We start from the raw sequence: 18,417 nt of genomic DNA, 5'->3' as shown, positions 1-18,417 counted from the left end.
GTTCACTAGGCTCAGGACATGCACACCGACGAGCCTCAGTTCATCGAAGAACTGCGCACCGCCCTAAAGAGCCCCTCCCCGGCCGCTCTCATCGAGGGTGCCAGCATGCTCGCCGCGCTGCAGGATGTCGCTGATGACGAGTTCCAAGCACAGCGCGAAACCACCCCCGGCGAGGCTTACCCCTACGCCTTCGCAGTGCTCGAACTCGCCCCCGTGTTTGTGGAGTCGGACACCCCTGAAACCAACGCGGTGCTGCGGGTCTGGGCCGAGATGCTGGGCGACGACATGTTGCGCCGCCGGGTGCTCAACTCGGTGAGCACGCGCGAGCACCCCGACTGGCTCGACGCACTCGACCGCGCCACCGTGGCCCGTGCAATGTCGATGGGCGATCACTTCGGCGAGGAAGAAACCGTACTGCTCGAGGTGCACGTCGACGGCCACGCCATCACTATGGCCTGCGCCTTGCAGCATCTCGGCACGACAAGCCTCGATGACGCCTATCTCCTACCCGTCGCAATTACGACGGCCTTTGGCGATCTACCCGCAGACGTATCGGCCCGCACGGTCATGCGCGACCTCGACCTCGTCACCACCCGAGACCTCCTCTTGGAGGCCCTGGAGTTCACGGAACACCTGTTCCCGCCCGTCGAAACCGACAGCTGGCCCGCCACGAAGCCCGCCCTCGAGTGGCTACTGCGGCTCCTGCCGGCCAACCCTGACGACTCCGGCACCGACTTCGACGCGCAGCATGAAGCCGCACAGGCCGCCCTGCGCGATCAGCTCGAGCACGAATTTGCGGCCTCTCCCGATGGCCAGGCCCTCCCCCCGGAGATGCGTGACGAGGTCGGGCTCGTGCTCGAGCTGCAACACGATTACGGCACTGGCGACGCCCTGCGCTGGGGCCCCACGTTCGTCGAGTACCTCATGCTCGACCTGTATCCACGCAAGTATCTAGCGCCGGATCGTGTCCTGCTGCAGCTTCCACGCTTGCTGACCGCGATCGTCACCTGGGCCAATGCCCGTTCGGGCGTGCCCGACGAGTCAACCCGTGCGGTACTCAAACTCATCAGGGACCTGACGCCCGAGTACCGCGAGATCGTGCAGAACGGCGATGCGAATCCGTATCCGTTCGGCGCAGGCGCCCTCAGTGACCCCAACTTCCTCGAAACGATCGGGCTCGGGCACCAGCTCGAATCGGAATCCGGAGGCTCACCCCTCGAGGATCAAGACCACACAGAGCAAGACCCTCGCGATACGCCCGGGCCACCAACCCCTTAGCCAGCTCGAGAATCACGCTCCGAGAATCACACCTCGAGAATTACCTTGCCCGTCGTGCCACGGCCCTCAAGCGCCGCGTGGGCGGCAGCAGCTTCGGCGAGCGGGAACCGGGCACCGATACGCACGTCGAGTACACCCCCGACGACCCCGGTGAACAAGTCTTCGTATCGCTTCGCGCGCTCCTCGGGGGTGCGGAGGAAGTGCGCGAGCGTGGGGCGCGTTACCCGGAGCGATCCGCCCGAGTTCAAGCGCTGCAGGTCGAACGGCGGTACCGGCCCACTCGCCGCACCGTAGAGCACGAGATCCCCGCGCACGCGCAGCGACCGCAGCGAATCGTCGAACGTCGACTGCCCGACCCCGTCGAACACAGCTTTCACGCCCTCGCCGCCCGTCATTTCAAGCACCCGATCGGCAAACCCGTCGTAGCCCGTGGCGAAGAGCGCCCCGGCGCGCACGCTGAGCTCCTGTTTCTCGGGCGTCGACACCGTCGTGATCACGCGCACGGCCCGCGCCGCGAGCAACTGGGTGAGCAGCAGCCCGACCCCGCCCGCACCCGCGTGCACGAGCGCGGTGTCACCGGGGCCGAGCCGCACGATCGAGTTCGCCAGGTAGTGCGCCGTGAGACCCTGCAGGGGCAATGCGGCCGCGACCTCCGGGCTCACTCCCTCAGGCACCCGCACCGCGCGGGCCGCCTTGACGACGAACTGTTCAGCGTACGTGCCCACGCCCTCGGCGGTCGTGACCAGGTCACCCGCTCTGATGGGCTCGGCGGCAGGCTGATCCGGATCGCCCATCGCAGGCGCCGCAGCCACCGGGGGCCCGACCGCGATGACGCGGCCGCAGGCCTCGGCACCCGGGGTGAAGGGGAATGGCACGGGGTAGAGCCCCGAGCGCTTGTAGGTGTCGATAAAGTTCACCCCAGCAGCAATGGTCTCGACGAGCAGCTCGCCGGGGCCGGGAATGGGGGCCGGCACCGAGGCGAGGCTGAGGACCTCAGGGCCGCCGGTGTGCTGGGCAACGATCGCGCGCATCATGTCTTGAGCCTACTCACCCGGCCGCCCAAGCGCTCCTCGCTCTTCGTCCCTCGCCCGCACCCTTGCCCTTGCCCGCTGGGAGCGCCGTTACCCCTTGCGGGCGCGTGCCACCGCGAGCGCGGTGAGCACGAGGCCTCCCGCCGCCCACAGCGTCAACACGATCGCAGCCATTCCGGCGCCCGCCGCGTCGGTCGCAACCGACTGGAAGCCAGCGAGCGCGGCTCCAATGGGGCTCGCATCCCCGACTGCGGCCAGCGGCCCGGGAACAGTCGACACAATCCCCACCGCAAACGCCACCACGAGCAGCGTGAATGCGATGAACCGGCCGACCCCGCCCAGCAGCGCCGCGAGGCCCTGCACTAGCAACGAGAAGGCGACACCCGCGAGCACCGCGAGGCCGAAGAAAGCGAGGCCCTGCGTGACGCCGTACCCGAGGGCAATTGGCAGCGCGATGCCGGCGATCGCGCCCTGGGCCGCGCCGATCGCGGCGGCTGGCAGCGCACTGCGCAGCGTGATCCAGCCGACCCCTCGGGCCGCGTCCCGGGTGCGCCGCCACAGCGGCGCAAGCAGCATAAACATGGCGAGTGCGCCCGCCCACAGGGCAATGCCCGCGAACAGCGGCACACCCGACGAGTTGAACAGCTCATCGCTTGCGCCCTCGGCCTTCACCGGCGTGATCGCGGTCTTCGAGATCTTGTCGCGCTGGCCCTCGGTGTAGTTGGGGATTCCACTCGCGGCTTCCCCGAGACCCTCGGCCAGGGTCTTGGCGCCCTTGGCTGACTTATCGGCGCCGTCAGCGAGCTGCGTCGCGCCGTCGGCGAGTTCAGGCACACCAGCGGCGAGCTCGGACGTACCCGTCGCGAGCCCTGCAGTGCCCTCGGCAAGCCCCGCAGCACCGGTCGACAGCGCGCCAGCGCCTGCGGCCACGCCGGAGACACCGCCCGACAACTGCTCAGCGCCAGTCGCCAGCTGGCTGCTGCCGCTTGCGAGACCCGCCGCGCCACCCGCGAGCTTGTCCGCGCCGTCGACGAGCACGTTAGCGCCATTGGACAGGTCGTGTGCGCCAGCAGCCGAGGCTGCGACGCCCTGCGCCAGTTGTTCTCCACCGGCCGCGGCTTGCGCCGCGCCAGCCTTCAGCGCGGTGCCCGCATTCTTCAGGTTATCGATCTCGGGGATCGCACCGTTCAGCCCCGCAAGCGCCTGGTCAATTGCCGCGATCGCCTTGTCCTTCGCCTCCTGGTCGGGCATCGGTATTGTGCCGTCCTCGATCGCCGCACGCGTGGCGTTGAGCTGCTGAATCACGACGTCACTTCCGGCCGTCACCTGGTCGAGCATGCTGTTGATGCCGTCGGTGTACTGCGCGACACCGTCCGACAGTCCGGCGAGCCCTGTGTTCGCGTCGGTCCCGTCACCGGTCGCGAGTACCCGGGCACCGCCCGCAAGCTGGTCCATGCCCGTGGCGAAGCCCGAGAGACCCGGGTTCCCGGGTGTCCCGTTCCCCTGGGCGAACTCGCGCAGCCCCTGCGCGAAGCCCGAAATCCCGTCTGACAGTGAGCTCGCTCCATCGGCGATGCCCTTCGTGCCAGTCGCGACGCCCGAAGCACCGGCTGACAACGCGCCGGCTCCATTCGCGAGGTCCGAGGCGCCGCCCGCGAGGGATCCGGCGCCCGCAGACAGTTCACCCGCGCCATCCGCGAGCTGCCGCGTGCCGTCGGCGAGCAGGATCGTTCCGTCGGCCAGCTGCGTCGCGCCCTCGGCGAGCTTTGTGCCGCCGCCAGCCAGCGCATCCGCACCATCGGCGGCATCGCTGATGCCGGACTGCAGCTCGGTCATGCCAACAAACACACTGCCCACAAACTGCTCGCCAAGCTGCTGGTTCAGCACACTCGTCGCGGTCTGAGTGACGATGCCCGAAAGCGCGGTGTCGATGAGGCGGCCGCGATCACTCTCGGCGATCTCGATGTGGGCCTGCTCGGCCTCGTCGGGGTCGCCCGAGAGCGAGGTCGCCGCGGCCGAGAAGTTCTTCGGGATGGTGATGACGGTCGCATAGGTGCCGTCGTCGAGGCCCGCTTGCGCGTCGCTCTCGTCGGTCAGCACCCACGTGAAGTTCTGAGTGGTTTCCCCCTCATCGGTCGACTCGGTGCCGTTCGTAATCAACTCGGCGGAGAGCACGCGGCCCAGCGGCACCAGCTGTCCGTCAAGTTCGACCGGCTCGTCGAGGTTCACAACGGCCGCGGTGATGGTGCCGAGCCGCTCGGTCGGGTTCCACAGCCCCCACAGCAGCACCCCGGCCACGGTCAGCGGCACGAGCAGAATCCCGAGAATCGTGCTCCAGCGCACGGGCTTCGTGCCCTTCAGGCGTGAAAGCGATGCGCTCATCGGGTGCCCTCCTCGGGGGTCTGGAAAATATGCGGGGATTGTTCCGTTACTGGGGTCGTCATGCGCGGAACCTCCCGCGCATACTCTGACTGCGACGCTGCGGCGCCAACCAGCTCCGGATCACGCTGGGCTAGATCACGCTGCCCCGGATCATCCAGCTCAACGAACCGAGCGTCGTGCGGCAGCAACTGTTCAGCGTGCTCCCGGCTGCCGAGCACCACGAGCGTGGTGGGGCCGGTGTCGCCGTGGCGGGTCAGCGCAGCAAGCGCCGCCAGCGCGGAACGAGCTCCCTCTACTTCGGCGTAATCGAGCGGCTGCGTGGCCGCCTTGCGCAGATCGAGCACGAGTACTCGCGGGCCGTCGCTGAGCGCATCGCGGAGCTGGGCCGCCTCGGCCCACGCTGCGCGGGCGCGCAGACTTCCACCGCGCTCGGGCAGCAGCAGGCCCGCAACCTTCAGCGTGCCGGCCACAAACTTGCCGCGCCCCACCAGGGCCTGTGCGAGGGGTAGAGCCGCCGGTGCTCGCGGATCGAGCACCAGGGTGTCGCCCGGCGCGATCCGGAGCCGCGGCACCGAGACGCCGTGCGCAAAGAGCAGCCGATCGGCCGCGATTGCGGAGTTGGGTGCGTCCTCGGGCCAGTTTTCGTGCGCGATCTCGCGGGTCAGGCCCTCACCCTCGACGTCGAACGAGGGCAGGATCTTCGACAGCCAGCGCGGCATCCACCAGGCACGGTCGCCGAGCAGCGCGAGCACCGCCGGCACGAGGGTCATGCGCACGATGAACGCGTCGACGAATACACCGACCGCAAGCCCCAGTGCGATCACCTTGATCGACGGGTCCCCCTCGGGCACGAACGCCGCGAACACGGCAAACATGATGAGGGCAGCGGCCGTGACGACCTTCGCACTGCCCACGAAGCCGCGTTTGATCGCGTCTTGTGCGTTCGCACCGTGCACGTACTCCTCGCGGATGCGGGCCACCAGGAACACTTCGTAGTCCATCGCGAGGCCAAACAGAACACCCATCAAGATGATCGGCATGAAGCTCAGCACCGGCCCCGCCGAGTGCACGTTGAGCGCGTCGCCCAGCCAGCCCCACTGGAACACTGCCACGACCGCGCCAAACGCGGTGCCTACCGAGAGCAAGAACCCGAGGGTCGCCTTGATCGGCACCCACACCGAGCGGAACACCATCGCGAGCAGAATCAACGACAGGCCAACCACGAGAATGCCAAACGGCACCAGTGCTTCAAGCAGCAGCGTCGACACGTCGATGCCGACGGCGGTGAAGCCCGTCACCGCGAAGCTCACGCCGAACTTGTCTTGCCACTCATCGTGCTTGTCGCGCAGCGCGTGCACGAGCTCGGTCGTGCTTTCGGCATGCGGGCCGGCCTCGGGCACGATCTGCACGATGCCGGTGTCGGCGCCCTGGTTGGGGGTCGACATGGGCACGTCGGCGACGCCGGGCACCTTGCGCACCTCATTGGCGATGTCTTCCATGAGCCCGAGCGGGTCGGTGCTGCCAATGATGGATCCAGTGAGCAGCAGCGGGCCGTTGTAGCCCTCGCCGAAGTGCTCGCCCGTGAGTTCATAGGTCACGCGCGCCGGGTTGTCGGCCTCGAGCGAGGTCGCGTTGGGCAGCGCAAGGCGCAGGTCGAGGGCGGGGATCGTCGCGACGCCGAGCACGGCGAGCACGGCAACGATGGTGATGAGCGGCTTGCGGGTCACTCCGCGCACCCAACCGGCAAAGAAGCGGTCGGCACGGGTCGGGGCGGGGGCCACGGCGGCAGTCGGGGCGTCGGCGTCGGCGTCGGCGCTAGCCCCAGCGAGCGCGCGGCGGTGCTTGCGCGGCAGGATCCGGATCCCAGCCATCGCGAGAATCGCGGGCGTCAGCGTGATCGCGATCAGCACCGAGATCGCGACGGCGGCCGCGGCGGCCACGCCGAGCGCCGTCAGGAACGGGATACCCGCGACCGAGAGGCCCACGAGCGCGATGATGACGGTGAGGCCGGCGAACACGACGGCCGAACCGCTCGTCGCGGTCGCGCGCGCAATCGATTCGTTGATGGGCATGCCCGCGCGCAGTTGTTCTTGATGCCGGCTCACGATGAAGAGCGTGTAGTCGATGCCCACCGCAAGTCCCAGCATCAACGCCAGCATGGGGGTCGTCGACGTTAGCTCGGCGAACGCGGTGACGAAGAAGATGCCCGCGATCGAGACGCCCACACCGATCATCGCAATAATGAGCGGCATGCCCGCGGCCAGTAGCGAGCCGAGCGTCAGCAGCAGCACGACGAAGGCGATGATCACGCCGATAGCCTCGGTGGGACTGATGCCCGGCACCGCGACCGAGAAGGCATCGCCACCCCAGGAGGTCTCGCCGCCCTGAGGTAGTTCAGCTCGAATGTCGTCCGTGACCTGCTTGATGCCCGCCTCGGTGGACTCGGCGACGCTTCCCGTTTCGGCATCGAGCTGCACGGTGATGAGCGCCGCGCTCTCGTCGGCCGCGAGCCCCCCGGTGCCGGGGTCGGCTTCCTTGCCCGTCGCGTCGACTTGGGTTCCCGCGAACGGTGACTGCACGGCGACGGCGTCCGTGATGCCCTCAAGCTCATGGGTCGCCCGAATAATGCTGTCCCGGTACGGCTCATCGGTGACCTTCTCACCCGGCGCCGCCGCCACGATCACCGTCGCGCTCGTGCCGCTCACCTCGGGGAAAGTGTGGCTGAGCGAAGTGATGGCGTCCTGCGACTCGGTGCCCGGAATTGAGATCGGCGCATTGGCGCCCTGCCCCAAAAACACGGCGCCAGCGCCCAAGAGCATGAGCACTGCGATCCAGAGTGCGAGCACAAGAAACTTTGCTCTTGTGGCCCACCGGCCAAGAGCATAAAGGACGGTCGACATGCGTACCTTCCGGGTTGCGGTTCGATGCGGGCACCGCTCACCACAAGGCAAGGGGCTTTCGATACAGTGATGTATCGTGTTCGATACAGTAGTGTATCCGCAAGGCCCCGCGGGTTGCTGAGTGTCCCCCGCATAGCGCGCACTCAGATGCTCGCGAAGGCGGGCGCCGCTCGGATGCGGCGGGCAGTGAGGGGCACGTCCGCTTCGATCCGGATCGTGCGCATACCGCCGCAGCCCAGTCACACCGCGCAAGAATAGAGGGATGGAACGCATGGAGACGCAGTTCGACGCTGGCGAAGAGCCCGCCGCGCCGCCCAGCGCGCGCAGGCGCGAGACGCAGCTGCGCTTGCTCGATGCTGCGACCGAGGTGTTCACGGAACTCGGGCTGCAGGGGGCTTCAGTCGAGGCAATTTGCGCCCGTGCGGGCTTCAGCCGGGGCGCCTTTTACTCAAACTTCTCAAGCAAGGAACAGCTGTTTCTGGCACTACTCGAGCGCGAGTTTCGGCGCCGCGCCGACGATGTCGCATCGAAGGCTCTCGAACTTGAACCCCTCATCGCCTCGCACGATGGCAGCCTGAATGCCACCGAGGCGGCCTCGTACATCGCGCGGTTCTTTGGCCCGTCAGACGACGCGACCGCCTGGTTTGTGCTCGAGGCCGAGTTCCTGCTGCTCGCCATGCGCGACCCCGAACTGGCCCCCGGTCACGAGGTATTTATGTACGGCTTCTACGCGAGCATCTCCGGCGTCGTTGAGCGCGTACTCACCGCAGCTGGCCGCAAGTTCTCGCTGCCGACGCACCGCGCAATCCCAGTGTTGAGTGGGGTCTACGAGCGGGCGCTGCGCGCTGCCGCGCTTGCTGGCCCCGGCTCGCGCGCCGACCTTGACGAACTCGGCGAGCGCCTCGCCGAGTTGCTGTTTGCCATCACGGAACCACTCGATCCGGGCACGCGCTAGCACCCACGGCCTCAACCTGAGGCGCGCCCCGTGCTAGGCGGCGCGGTGCGCATTAGACTGGGGTTCGTGCTGCTTTCTGATCGTGACATCCAGGCCGAACTCGCTTCCGGTCGCATCGGGCTTTCCCCGAGCGAGCCCGAGATGGTGCAGCCGTCGAGCGTTGACGTGCGCCTCGACCGCTACTTTCGGCTGTTCGACAACCACAAGTATGCCGTCATCGACCCTTCGCAGGATCAGCCCGAGCTGACCCGCCTCATCGAGGTCGACCCCGAAGAGGGCTTCATTCTGCACCCCGGCGAGTTCGTTCTCGGCTCGACCTACGAGCAGGTCACCCTGCCCGACGATGTTGCCGCGCGCCTCGAGGGCAAGAGCTCGCTCGGCCGCCTCGGCCTCCTGACCCACTCGACCGCCGGGTTCATCGACCCCGGCTTCTCGGGGCACGTCACCCTCGAACTGTCGAACGTAGCCACGCTGCCCATTCGCCTGTGGCCCGGCATGAAGATCGGCCAGCTGTGCTTCTTCCAGCTGTCGTCGCCCTCGGACCGGCCGTACGGCTCGGGCGCGACCTTCTCGCGCTACCTCGGCCAGCGCGGGCCGACCGCTTCGCGGTCACACCTGAACTTTCACCGCGCCGACGTGACGCGCACTGAAGCGGGCGCCCCCGGCGCGTAACGCGCGAGGCACCGCATGCCCTGCGGGCGTGCACGTCTGCGCCCCGAGGCAGCTGGATAGGTGCCCGTCTAGTCCCGGGAGCACCTTCTCAATCTGGTGACGAGCGCCTAGGTTTGGCACGAACGTCTACGGTTTTCACCTCGCTGGGTGCGGCCATTCCCTAGGCCGCGGTGCCAAAGATAGGCGCTCGTCACGCCGATCTGCCGCACGTCGCTCCGCCGCGAGCCAAGAAGCGCCCGCAAGAAGTGAGCCTGCGGAATGCCTGGCCCGGGGCCAGGATCTGGGCCCCCGGAGACCGGGGATCCGGGAACTGACATCTGAGATCCGGATCAATCATCGCGCGCACCCGAAGCGTGCGCGCAAGCCATTCCTCGCACTCACCCACGTGCCCCCTTGCGGGCGACAGATCGCACGAGGCCCGCAATCGAGCGAACCCTAGCGCGTGATCTTCTCGTCGCGGGCGGCCTGCTTCGCAAGCATCTCGTTGTACTCGTTCAGCTCGGCCTCACCCGAGCGGTCGGCGTACCGATCCTTACGCTTCTGCTCCTTGTCGTCGCTGCGCGCCCACTGCACCGCCACAACGAGCGCGAGCGCGAGCGTCGGCAGCTCGCCGATACCCCAGGCGATTCCACCGCCCATTCCCTGATCCTCGAGCGGCGGCAGCCCCCAGGTACGACCCATCGCGCCGAACCAATCGGCGAGCATCAGCCCCTTCTCGGTCATGATCGTGACGCCGAAGAACGCGTGTGAGGCCATCGTTGCGAACAGGGTCACGATGCGCAGGGCGTACGGGAACCGGTAAGGCACGGGATCGATCCCGACCATCGACAGCGCAAACAGGTAGCCCGAGATCAAGAAGTGAATGATCATCCACTGGTGACCGAGGTGCTCCTCCATCGCCCACTGTGACATGGGAGTGAAGTAGAACACCCAGAGCGAACCGACGAAGATGACGGCCGCGACCACGGGGTGCGTGATGAACTTCGAGTACGGCGAGTGCACCGCCCACATGATCCATTCGCGGCCGCCCCACGAGCCGTCGTCGCGCTTGTGCGTGGCCCGCAGCGCGAGCGTCACGGGAGCGCCGAGCACCAGCACGAGCGGAATCAGCATCGCGAGCGCCATGTGCCCCAGCATGTGAATGCTGAAGACGTAGCGTTCGTAGGCGTTGAGCGCACCGTTCGTCGTGTAGAACAGCAGCAGGAAGCCGGTGAACCACGCGATCGTGCGACCAATAGGCCACTTGTCGCCGCGGCGCGCCAGGCGAATCACGCCGGCGATGTAGATGGCGACACCGAAGAAGCAGACGAGCGCCCACGCGAGGTCAAACTTCCATTCGGTGAGGAACGCGGAGGGCACCGCCTCGGGCGGCAGCGGGTCGCCCGTGAGCCACTCGGCCGGGCTGATGCCTTCGCCACCCTCACGGGCCGGCTCGAGCGCGACCGGGGTCGCGGTGCGGCCGAGAGCCCCCGCCATGCCGCTCGCGACGCCCATAACGGCGAGCTCGGCGAGCACGAACCAGACGAACACGCGGCTCCCTTTGGCTGCGGCCCCGATGCGCGGAATCAGCCGGGTGCGCTGCCAAGCACCAAAGATGCCGAGGGCCACGAGCGAGCCGGTCTTCCACAGCACGAGCTGGCCGTATCCGGTGTTTACGAGCGCGTCCCACGAGCCGATTCGCAACCACGCACTCACCACACCCGACGCCGCGACCGCGATGAACGCAAACAGCGCGAGCGTCGAGTATCGCGCCGTGATGGCGGCAAGCCGTGACCGGTCGACCGTGCGCGCCACAAAGGCGAGCGTGACGAGTCCACCCAGCCACACCGCGGCTCCCACCAGGTGCACGAGCAGCGAGTTCACCGCCTGCGAGTGCCCCGAGGCGCCAGCCGCGTGCCCCTGCTGCGCGATGGGCAGCGTGGTGAGCAGCGCGGCGGCCAGCACGAGGAGGGTGAGCTTGCGCCCGCGAATCGCGAACGCCATCACCGTGGTGGCGGCGGCGAGCAGAAGTTCAAAGATCCAGAGCTGGCCGAGCTCAATCTCGGTGATGAACTGTGCGAGCCCGGCGCCAAAGGTTGCGTCACCCGAGAACGCCAGCCCCGACACATTCACATAGGTGAACACCAGAGTGGCGGCGACGGCGACGGTCAGCACTGCGGCTGCGGCCGCAGCCAGGTCCATCGCGACCCGATATTCGGGGCGTTCGGTCGCCAGCGCCCAAACGGCCATCGTCACGGAGCCGATGAGCACCGCCATCGAGATGTTGACCAGTGTGCGGGCGATCGGCATGCCGTATCGCACAACCGCACCCGGGTCGGCCAGCGCGCGCGGCGCCGCTACGTCTCCAATCGCGAGCCCGATCAGCAGAAACGCAAGGGTCGAGGCGATCAAAATGGCAGGGGCAAAGACGCGCAGATAACGTGGCACGGGTCAAGCCTACGCGCTGCGCCTGAGGCGAAACGCGCCTCACACCCAGCCGCGCCCCGGGACACGCAGCCCCACCCAGGCCGGTGCCGCCACTGTGGACGCCACTCACTCACTCCGCACAGCACAAAGCCCCCGGGTCCATACGGACCCGGGGGCTTTGTAACCGAACGTGAAGTTACTTCACGGCAGCCTTGAGCTTCGAACCAACCGAAACCTTGACGCGCTTGCCGGCAGCGATCTCGATCGACTCGCCGGTGCGGGGGTTGCGGCCCGTACGAGCAGCGGTGGTTGCGGTCTCGAACGAAAGCCAGCCGGGGATCGAAACCTTCTCGCCTGCAGCGACGGTCTCGGAAACGGCGGTGAAGAAACCGTCGATCACGCTGGAAACCGCGGCCTGGCTCTGGCCGGTCTCTGCGGCGATCTTGGCAACGAGCTCGGTCTTGTTGAGTGCCATGTTGTGTCCTTCCAGGGCGATGACGCACATGGCGCCGGCCCCTGATCTGGTTCAGGTATCCCACCAGGTCGGCGGGCACGATCGGTTGATCGCTACGAATCTACCCCAATTTGGCGGAATGATGCGGATTCTGGAGGGAATTTCGCCCCAAACGCCCAAAATACGCCACGCGAGAACATCCCGAGAGCTTTTGGATAGCAAAAAAGTGGGCGTGGATCCCAAAGGATCCACGCCCACTTTCGAAAGCTAGTGCTTACCAGCTCGACTTGGTGATACCGGGCAGCTCGCCACGGTGTGCCATGTCGCGGAAGCGAACACGCGAGACGCCGAACTTCGACAGGACGCCACGGGGGCGGCCATCGATGACGTCGCGGCTACGCACGCGAACGGGCGATGCGTTGCGGGGCAGCTTCTGCAGGCCCACGCGTGCGGCTTCGCGGCTCTCATCGGTCCCGTTGGGGTCGATGAGTGCCTTCTTCAGCTCAAGGCGCTTCGCGGCGTAACGCTCCACGATGGCCTGACGCTGCTTGTTCTTCGCAATCATGCTCTTCTTAGCCATGTTTAGCGCTCCTCTCGGAAATCGACGTGCTTGCGGACCACGGGATCGTACTTCTTGAGCACGAGGCGGTCGGGGGTGTTGCGACGGTTCTTGCGAGTCACGTAAGTGAACCCGGTACCGGCCGTCGACTTGAGCTTGATGATCGGACGTACGTCCTTATCCTTAGCCATGTTAGATCTTCACCCCACGCTTCTGAAGGTCAGCAACAACAGACTCGATGCCACGAGCGTCGATGCGCTTGATACCCTTAACCGACAAGGTGAGCGTCACCTTGCGGCCAAGCGAAGGCACGAAGTAAGTCTTCTTCTGGATGTTCGGATCGAACCGACGCTTGGTGCGACGGTGCGAGTGCGAAATGTTGTGACCAAAGCCGGGAACGGCTCCTGTCACCTGGCACACTGCTGCCATGATGTTTCCTCTCATACCGTGAGACCGGACGGCCTCACCCAAGATTTCTTGTCTGCCAGAGCGCCCGGGCCGAGAAAGCCTCGGTCAAGAATCACTCCTGCGGTCTGCGCACTGGGACGGCGCACAGCCAAGGGTCAAGTTTAGGTGAGAATCGCGACACGCGCAACCTGAATCTGCAGACGACGGACTCGGCCGGTCAAATCAGCGCAACCTGAACGGGAGTCACGCGCCCACTCTCGATCACGAACCCACGCCCCGGAACAAAATTTGCGCGCTTCACCCGCCCCAGATTCTCACGGAATGGACTCTGGCTCTCGCCCTCATCGGGCTGCAGCGACAACCCCCAGGTGGGCTGTTTGAGCGCGGAGAGCAGTTCCCACACCGAGGCCCCGGCGCCCTGCTCAAATTCGAAAATCACCAGCGCGTTCGCCCGCCGCGCGGCTTTCGCCAGCGCCACAAGCTCGGCAAGGGCGACCGTGCCCTCTGCCTCGGCGGGCCGTTCAACGACCACAACCAGGCGCTCTGAGCCATGCAAGCTGCCCTGATCCGCGACGGTTTCTTCTACGACTTTGCCGGCATCGGGCTTGCCGGCATCGAGTTTGCCGGTATCGACCGCGCCCGCGGCCGGCACTCCCGCGAGCAGACCGACTGGAACCATGACCCGGGGCGGCTTGCCGCCGAGCTCGAGGGTCAGTTCGCGCGCGAGCGCAGCCACTTCGTCCTCACCACACGCGATGCGGTCCCATCCACCAACGGGGGCGGATTGCGCTGACTCGCTCTGCGCCTGTTGCAGCCCAGCTCGGGCAAACGTGAGCAGAATGCGCCGCGCTGGCTCGTTTCTGCCTCGCGCCCAGCGCACGTACGCCGCCGCGCATGTTGCGGCCGCCGTGGAAAGCCCAGCTCCCGAGGGCCCGGCGATCACAGCAAGGCCCGCCACCGGCAACCCCACGGCCGCAAACCCGACCTCCCGGGCGGGAACGCTCGCGTCACCAGCGTCAGACTCATCGCACGCGCCGTCGACTATCGCCATCGCGGTGCCAATCCCGAACACGGGGCGGCCGCGCACCTCAACAGGCAACGCACTGAGTTCAATTCGATCCGGAGCATTGCGCACCTTCGGCAACTCAGCCACCCCGGCCGCACGCAATCGCGCACCCAGTGCCTCGACCGCACGTGTCTGCGCATGGAGCTCGGGCTCACCGCCCGCGAGTGCGAACTGCAGCTCGCTCGGCGCCACGGCGGCCCCGCTGCCCGAACGCTTGGCAACCCCGGCCAGCACCGCTCGCCCCGCAGGCGCGTCCTCGAGCACGTCGGGCGGAACCCCAAAGTACGCGTAGTCATGCGGGCTCGCGAGGCGCAACACATACTGCGCTTGCACGCTCGCGGCGAGCGCCACCGGGAGCGCTCCGGGGCGATCGGCGGTGACCACAACGTGTACGCCAGCGGCCCGCCCCGTAGTCGCAATCTCGGTGAGTTGCTGCAACAGGGCAATGGGGCCTCCGATCGCCTCGGCGGTCTGCCGCAGTGCCGCGAACCCGTCAATGAGCAGCACGATCCGGGGTTCACGCTGGCCCTGCGGCGTCGCTCGATACGCAGCCAGGCCGCTGCATCTCGCGGCGGCGAACCGGGCGGATCGGGCCGCGAGCGCGGCGAGCACGCGCTCCAGCACCCGCCCCACCAGCTCGGTATCTGCGAGCGACGCGACGGCCCCCACTGTCGGGAAGCTCCGGATCGCGTCGAGCGCACCCCCACCCGCATCGATGCCATACAGTTCGATCGGCCGGTCGACGGCGCCTCGCGAGAGCGCGGATGCCAGCGCGATCAGCGCGCTCGTCTTACCCGTGCCGCTTGAGCCAATAATTGCGACATTGCCGACGTGTTCGAGGTCGAAGAGTTCGGGGCGTTGTGCCTGCTCTTCGGGCACGTCCCGTACTCCCACTGCAACGGCGTCTCCGTGTTCGACGCCTCCACCCATCGCCCGGTCGCGAGACCGCGCGCCGGGGAGCGGGCCGGGGAGCGTTTCGAGGGCGAGCCGGTCGGGAAGCGCGTCGAGCCAGGGTCGCCGCGGGGCGCGAAGGCCAGCGGAGAGGGCGGCCGCAACGATGCCGTCACGCAGCCGCTCGATGTCGCGGGGCCGCTTCTCTGGGCGCCGCGGTCTCGCCGTCGGGGCCGCCCCTGGTTTAGGCGCGGCTGCCTCGGAATCCGTGCTGTCGGGTGCCACGTGCCACAGCGGGCCCTCGCTGAAGCCCAGTGAGCGCAGCTCCAGCGTCGTGTCTGCACCGCCCTCCTGTTCGCGACCTCCGAGGTAGCCGGTTTGAAAGTGGGTGATTCGGCCGGGCCCCACTTTGATGGCTCCGCGGCCCGGGGTCTCGGCGTCGAAGTAGGCGGCGTCCTTCACCCCGATCACGTCGCTGCTGTCGGCCTCATCGGCCATGCGTAGTGCCACCCGCAGGTTGGTGTTGGCGCGCAGGTTGTCCTTGATGACCCCCGCCGGCCGCTGGGTGGCGAGGATCAGGTGTAACCCGAGCGAGCGTCCGCGTTGCGCCACGTCCACGACCCCGTCCACGAACTCGGGCACGTCGCTCGCGAGCGCCGCGAACTCGTCGACCACGATCACGAGTGTGGGCGGTGTGGCCGGGTCGCTGCGGCGCTCCATCGTGGTGAGGTCCTTCGCCCCGTGTTCGGCGAGCAGCTCCTCGCGATAGCGCAGCTCGGCCCGCAGGGAGGTGAGGGCACGGCGCACGAGGTGCGGGCTGAGATCGGTGACGAGCCCCACGGTGTGCGGCAGGTCAACACACTCGGCGAACGCGGCCCCACCCTTATAGTCGACGAGCAAAAACGTGAGGCGATCCGGACTCACGTTCGCCGCAAGGCTCATGATCCAGCTCTGCAAGAATTCTGACTTGCCCGCCCCGGTCGTGCCGCCAACGAGCGCGTGGGGCCCGTGCAACCGCAGGTCGATCGTGGCCGGGCCGTCGGCCCCCTGTCCCACGGCGGCGGCGAGCGCGACGGGCTCGCGCTCCGCTCCGCGCACCCAGTGCGCGGTCAGGGTGTCGCCCCAGGCCTGCAGGATCGGGGTGGCTCCCGCAGTCAGGTCGACCGCGTGCACCTCTCGCAAGGCCACGGCCCTGGGCAGGTCGCTCTCGTCCAGGGCGCGGGCGGCCGCATCGGCGACCGGCGCGAGGCGCCTGGCCAGCCGCACCGCTACCGGGGTGTCAACGTGTTCCACGCGGCTGAGCGGCACGCGCGCGCCCTCGCGCACGAACCCCACCTCGCTGGCTCCCTGGCCGACGCTGTCGTCTGCACCTGTGGCAGGGCCCCCGGCCCGCTCCCCGGTCCCCGTGCCCGCGCCCATGCCCGTGCCGAGCGCCACAAACGTGCGGCAGGCGGCGGGCAGCTCGGCCTGGGAGCGCGCCACCCAAATGACGTGCACCCCCACCGGCGGCCCGTCCTCGGCCAGCCCAATCAGCCGCGCTGGCACCGCATGGGCGCTGGTGAGCACGAGCACTACGACCGCGGGCACGAAGCGTGCGTGGCCCGCGGGTGACGACTTGGATCGGGCCGCGATCAGTCCCTCCAACGCAATCAGCAGTCGGGTCGTCGAGGCCTCATCGTCGGCGAGCTGCCAGGCCGATATCGGGCTGTTCACGGTGTCGACGTGCGGCAGCCACTTGAGCCATTCCCATTCAGCCGCCCGCTGCGCATCGGCGAAGCACGCCACGACCAGCTCTTCGGGCGAATGAAGCCCCGCGAGCTGCAGCACGAGCGACCGAGCCAGCCCCGCCGCGAACTGCGGATCACCCGCCACTCCGACCGCCCCGCACCGGTCAAGCCGCTCGAGCACGGGAACCGGATGCACCGTCGCAAAGTCCGACTCGAGCCGGCGCACGGCCTCCCAGTGTTCGGCGTCGCCGTCACCACGCGCCGGGGGCGTGAGGATCGTGCGACTCGGTAGGCTGCCCTCCCCAAACCGCACCTCGAGAAACCGGGGGTGCTCGGGGCGCCTCGCCCACAGCAGCCCCGAGTGTTCCTCGACGGCCCGCGCCACCTGCTCAAGCGTGGGTGACTCCTCGCCGCACATCTTGATTTCCCTGGCCCGCAGGGCCTCAAGCTCACCCCGCTCTGCGGTGAGCGCCGCACGAAACGCGGCCCCCTCGCCGCGATGCTTGCGCCGCGACCCGAACTTGGCGTCGATCCACGACCCGATCATCATCACGGGCGAAAACGCCATCATCATGAGGCTCATCGGTGAGCGCGTCACCGCAAACATCACGCCGCCCATGATCATGGGCGCGAGCATCGCCAGCATGGGAATGCGCCCGGGTGGCACGGGGGTCGGGGGTGCCGGGAGCTCGCGGGTCGATGCGGGAAATTCCGGAACCACCCGCGGTGAGCGGGTGTGCACGACACGGTCCGTGAGCGCGCACGGCTCCGGCCTCCCCGCCGCCGAACCCATGGCCCCCGGCGGACCCACCGCACCCGCCGAACCCGCTGCTCCCGGCGGCCCCGGGGTAAACCGCAGCGCGACACCACCCAGTTCGATCTCGGCCGGGCCACACAGGGTCGTATTCGCAGAAGCCGCTGACACCACCCGGGTGCCGTTGACCGACCCCAGGTCACGCAGCACGGCCTCCCCCGACGCCGCAATCTCAAGCAGGGCGTGCCGCCGCGATACCTCCGGGTCACCGAGGTAAGCGCGTGCCGTGGGATCGCGCCCCACGAGGTTGCGGCCGGGCAACAGGCTGTAGAGCGCACCGGTTTGGCGCCCGCTCAGCACCTCGAGGTACCCCGCGGGCTCCCGCACTCGCGAGGCCGCGTGAACAAACTCCGCGACCGGCTCAATGATCCAGCCGTGCTGCAGCCCCGACGTTGCGATCGCAGCACCGGGATCCAGCAGCACCGGAGCACCCCCGGCAGCGCCCGTCCCGGCACCCGCGGCGGCACCCTCGGTCGCCCTGCGCGCCAGCACCGTCACGGGCTGCAGCCGTTCGGCGGCGAGGCGCGGCAGCAACGGGTCGGCCCCGTATCCGGCGCTTATCAGGGTGCGCGCGAGCTCGGCGACGGTCGCTGTCACGTCACACGCGAGCGTGACGTCGTGGCTGTCACCGTCGGGGTGCTGCAGGGACAGGCGAAGCTTCATCGGCGCCGCCCCTCACGGCTTTGGCACCCTCGTCTCATCACCATGCGACGACCGTAACCCGCTGCGCGGCGAGGGTGGGCGACACAGCGCAATCTGTGGACAAGTCGCGCCGCACTCGGCGCAACCGGCACCTGTGGACGACGTGATCGCGGCACCAGCGCGATACCAGCGCCACACCCTCACCACGTCACCGTCACGCCCCACACAACAC

The 18,417-nt window shown here is 68.0% G+C and carries 12 protein-coding genes; 3 read left to right on the top strand and 9 right to left on the bottom strand.

Annotation, left to right across the window (positions count from 1 at the left end; translation table 11 throughout):
- Positions 1 to 18: 18 nt before the first annotated feature.
- Positions 19 to 1,278 carry a hypothetical protein gene (locus C795_RS16540; RefSeq protein WP_017792814.1) on the top strand — a complete coding sequence of 420 codons (1,260 nt, stop codon included), beginning with the start codon at positions 19 to 21 and terminating at the stop codon, positions 1,276 to 1,278.
- Between the two features lie 26 nt (positions 1,279 to 1,304).
- Here C795_RS16540 and C795_RS0105790 read toward each other — a convergent pair whose 3' ends face one another.
- The 3 genes from C795_RS0105790 to C795_RS15325 form a co-directional block, all read right to left on the bottom strand.
- A complete protein-coding gene (locus tag C795_RS0105790) occupies positions 1,305 to 2,312 on the bottom strand; it encodes a quinone oxidoreductase family protein (RefSeq protein ID WP_017792813.1) in 1,008 nt (335 codons plus the stop codon).
- Positions 2,313 to 2,399: 87 nt separating this feature from the next.
- Positions 2,400 to 4,691, bottom strand: a complete 2,292-nt coding sequence (locus C795_RS0105785) for a YhgE/Pip domain-containing protein (protein WP_017792812.1) — start codon at positions 4,689 to 4,691, stop codon at positions 2,400 to 2,402.
- Complete coding sequence (locus C795_RS15325) at positions 4,688 to 7,591, bottom strand: MMPL family transporter (RefSeq protein ID WP_051053763.1); 2,904 nt, start codon at positions 7,589 to 7,591, stop codon at positions 4,688 to 4,690. The genes C795_RS0105785 and C795_RS15325 overlap by 4 nt, the downstream gene beginning before the upstream one ends.
- Positions 7,592 to 7,853: 262 nt before the next feature.
- On the opposite strand from C795_RS15325, the gene C795_RS16535 reads away from it, so the two are divergent.
- Both C795_RS16535 and dcd read left to right on the top strand, forming a co-directional pair.
- Positions 7,854 to 8,546 carry a TetR/AcrR family transcriptional regulator gene (locus tag C795_RS16535; RefSeq protein ID WP_232225444.1) on the top strand — a complete coding sequence of 231 codons (693 nt, stop codon included), beginning with the start codon at positions 7,854 to 7,856 and terminating at the stop codon, positions 8,544 to 8,546.
- A 66-nt stretch (positions 8,547 to 8,612) separates the two neighbouring features.
- On the top strand, positions 8,613 to 9,218 hold the full coding sequence (dcd, locus tag C795_RS0105770) for a dCTP deaminase (RefSeq protein WP_026139484.1): 606 nt from the start codon (positions 8,613 to 8,615) through the stop codon (positions 9,216 to 9,218).
- A gap of 435 nt (positions 9,219 to 9,653) precedes the next feature.
- Here dcd and C795_RS0105765 read toward each other — a convergent pair whose 3' ends face one another.
- The 6 genes from C795_RS0105765 to C795_RS0105740 all read right to left on the bottom strand — a co-directional run bounded on the left by C795_RS0105765 (position 9,654) and on the right by C795_RS0105740 (position 18,206).
- Complete coding sequence (locus C795_RS0105765) at positions 9,654 to 11,645, bottom strand: cytochrome c oxidase assembly protein (protein ID WP_017792808.1); 1,992 nt, start codon at positions 11,643 to 11,645, stop codon at positions 9,654 to 9,656.
- A 175-nt stretch (positions 11,646 to 11,820) separates the two neighbouring features.
- A complete protein-coding gene (locus tag C795_RS0105760) occupies positions 11,821 to 12,099 on the bottom strand; it encodes an HU family DNA-binding protein (protein ID WP_017792807.1) in 279 nt (92 codons plus the stop codon).
- A gap of 253 nt (positions 12,100 to 12,352) precedes the next feature.
- Complete coding sequence (gene rpsN / locus C795_RS0105755; protein WP_017792806.1) at positions 12,353 to 12,658, bottom strand: 30S ribosomal protein S14; 306 nt, start codon at positions 12,656 to 12,658, stop codon at positions 12,353 to 12,355.
- A gap of 2 nt (positions 12,659 to 12,660) precedes the next feature.
- Complete coding sequence (rpmG, locus tag C795_RS0105750; RefSeq protein WP_017792805.1) at positions 12,661 to 12,828, bottom strand: 50S ribosomal protein L33; 168 nt, start codon at positions 12,826 to 12,828, stop codon at positions 12,661 to 12,663.
- Between the two features lies 1 nt (position 12,829).
- Positions 12,830 to 13,066, bottom strand: coding sequence for a 50S ribosomal protein L28 (gene rpmB / locus C795_RS0105745; protein WP_017792804.1), 237 nt, complete (start codon positions 13,064 to 13,066; stop codon positions 12,830 to 12,832).
- 196 nt (positions 13,067 to 13,262) lie between these two features.
- A complete protein-coding gene (locus C795_RS0105740) occupies positions 13,263 to 18,206 on the bottom strand; it encodes an FtsK/SpoIIIE domain-containing protein (protein WP_017792803.1) in 4,944 nt (1,647 codons plus the stop codon).
- Positions 18,207 to 18,417: the final 211 nt, after the last annotated feature.

This window comes from Leucobacter salsicius M1-8 (assembly GCF_000350525.1).
Classification (GTDB): Bacteria; Actinomycetota; Actinomycetes; order Actinomycetales; family Microbacteriaceae; genus Leucobacter; species Leucobacter salsicius.
Note: the sequence above shows the minus strand (reverse complement) of the source record. Positions and strands in the feature narration are given on the sequence as shown.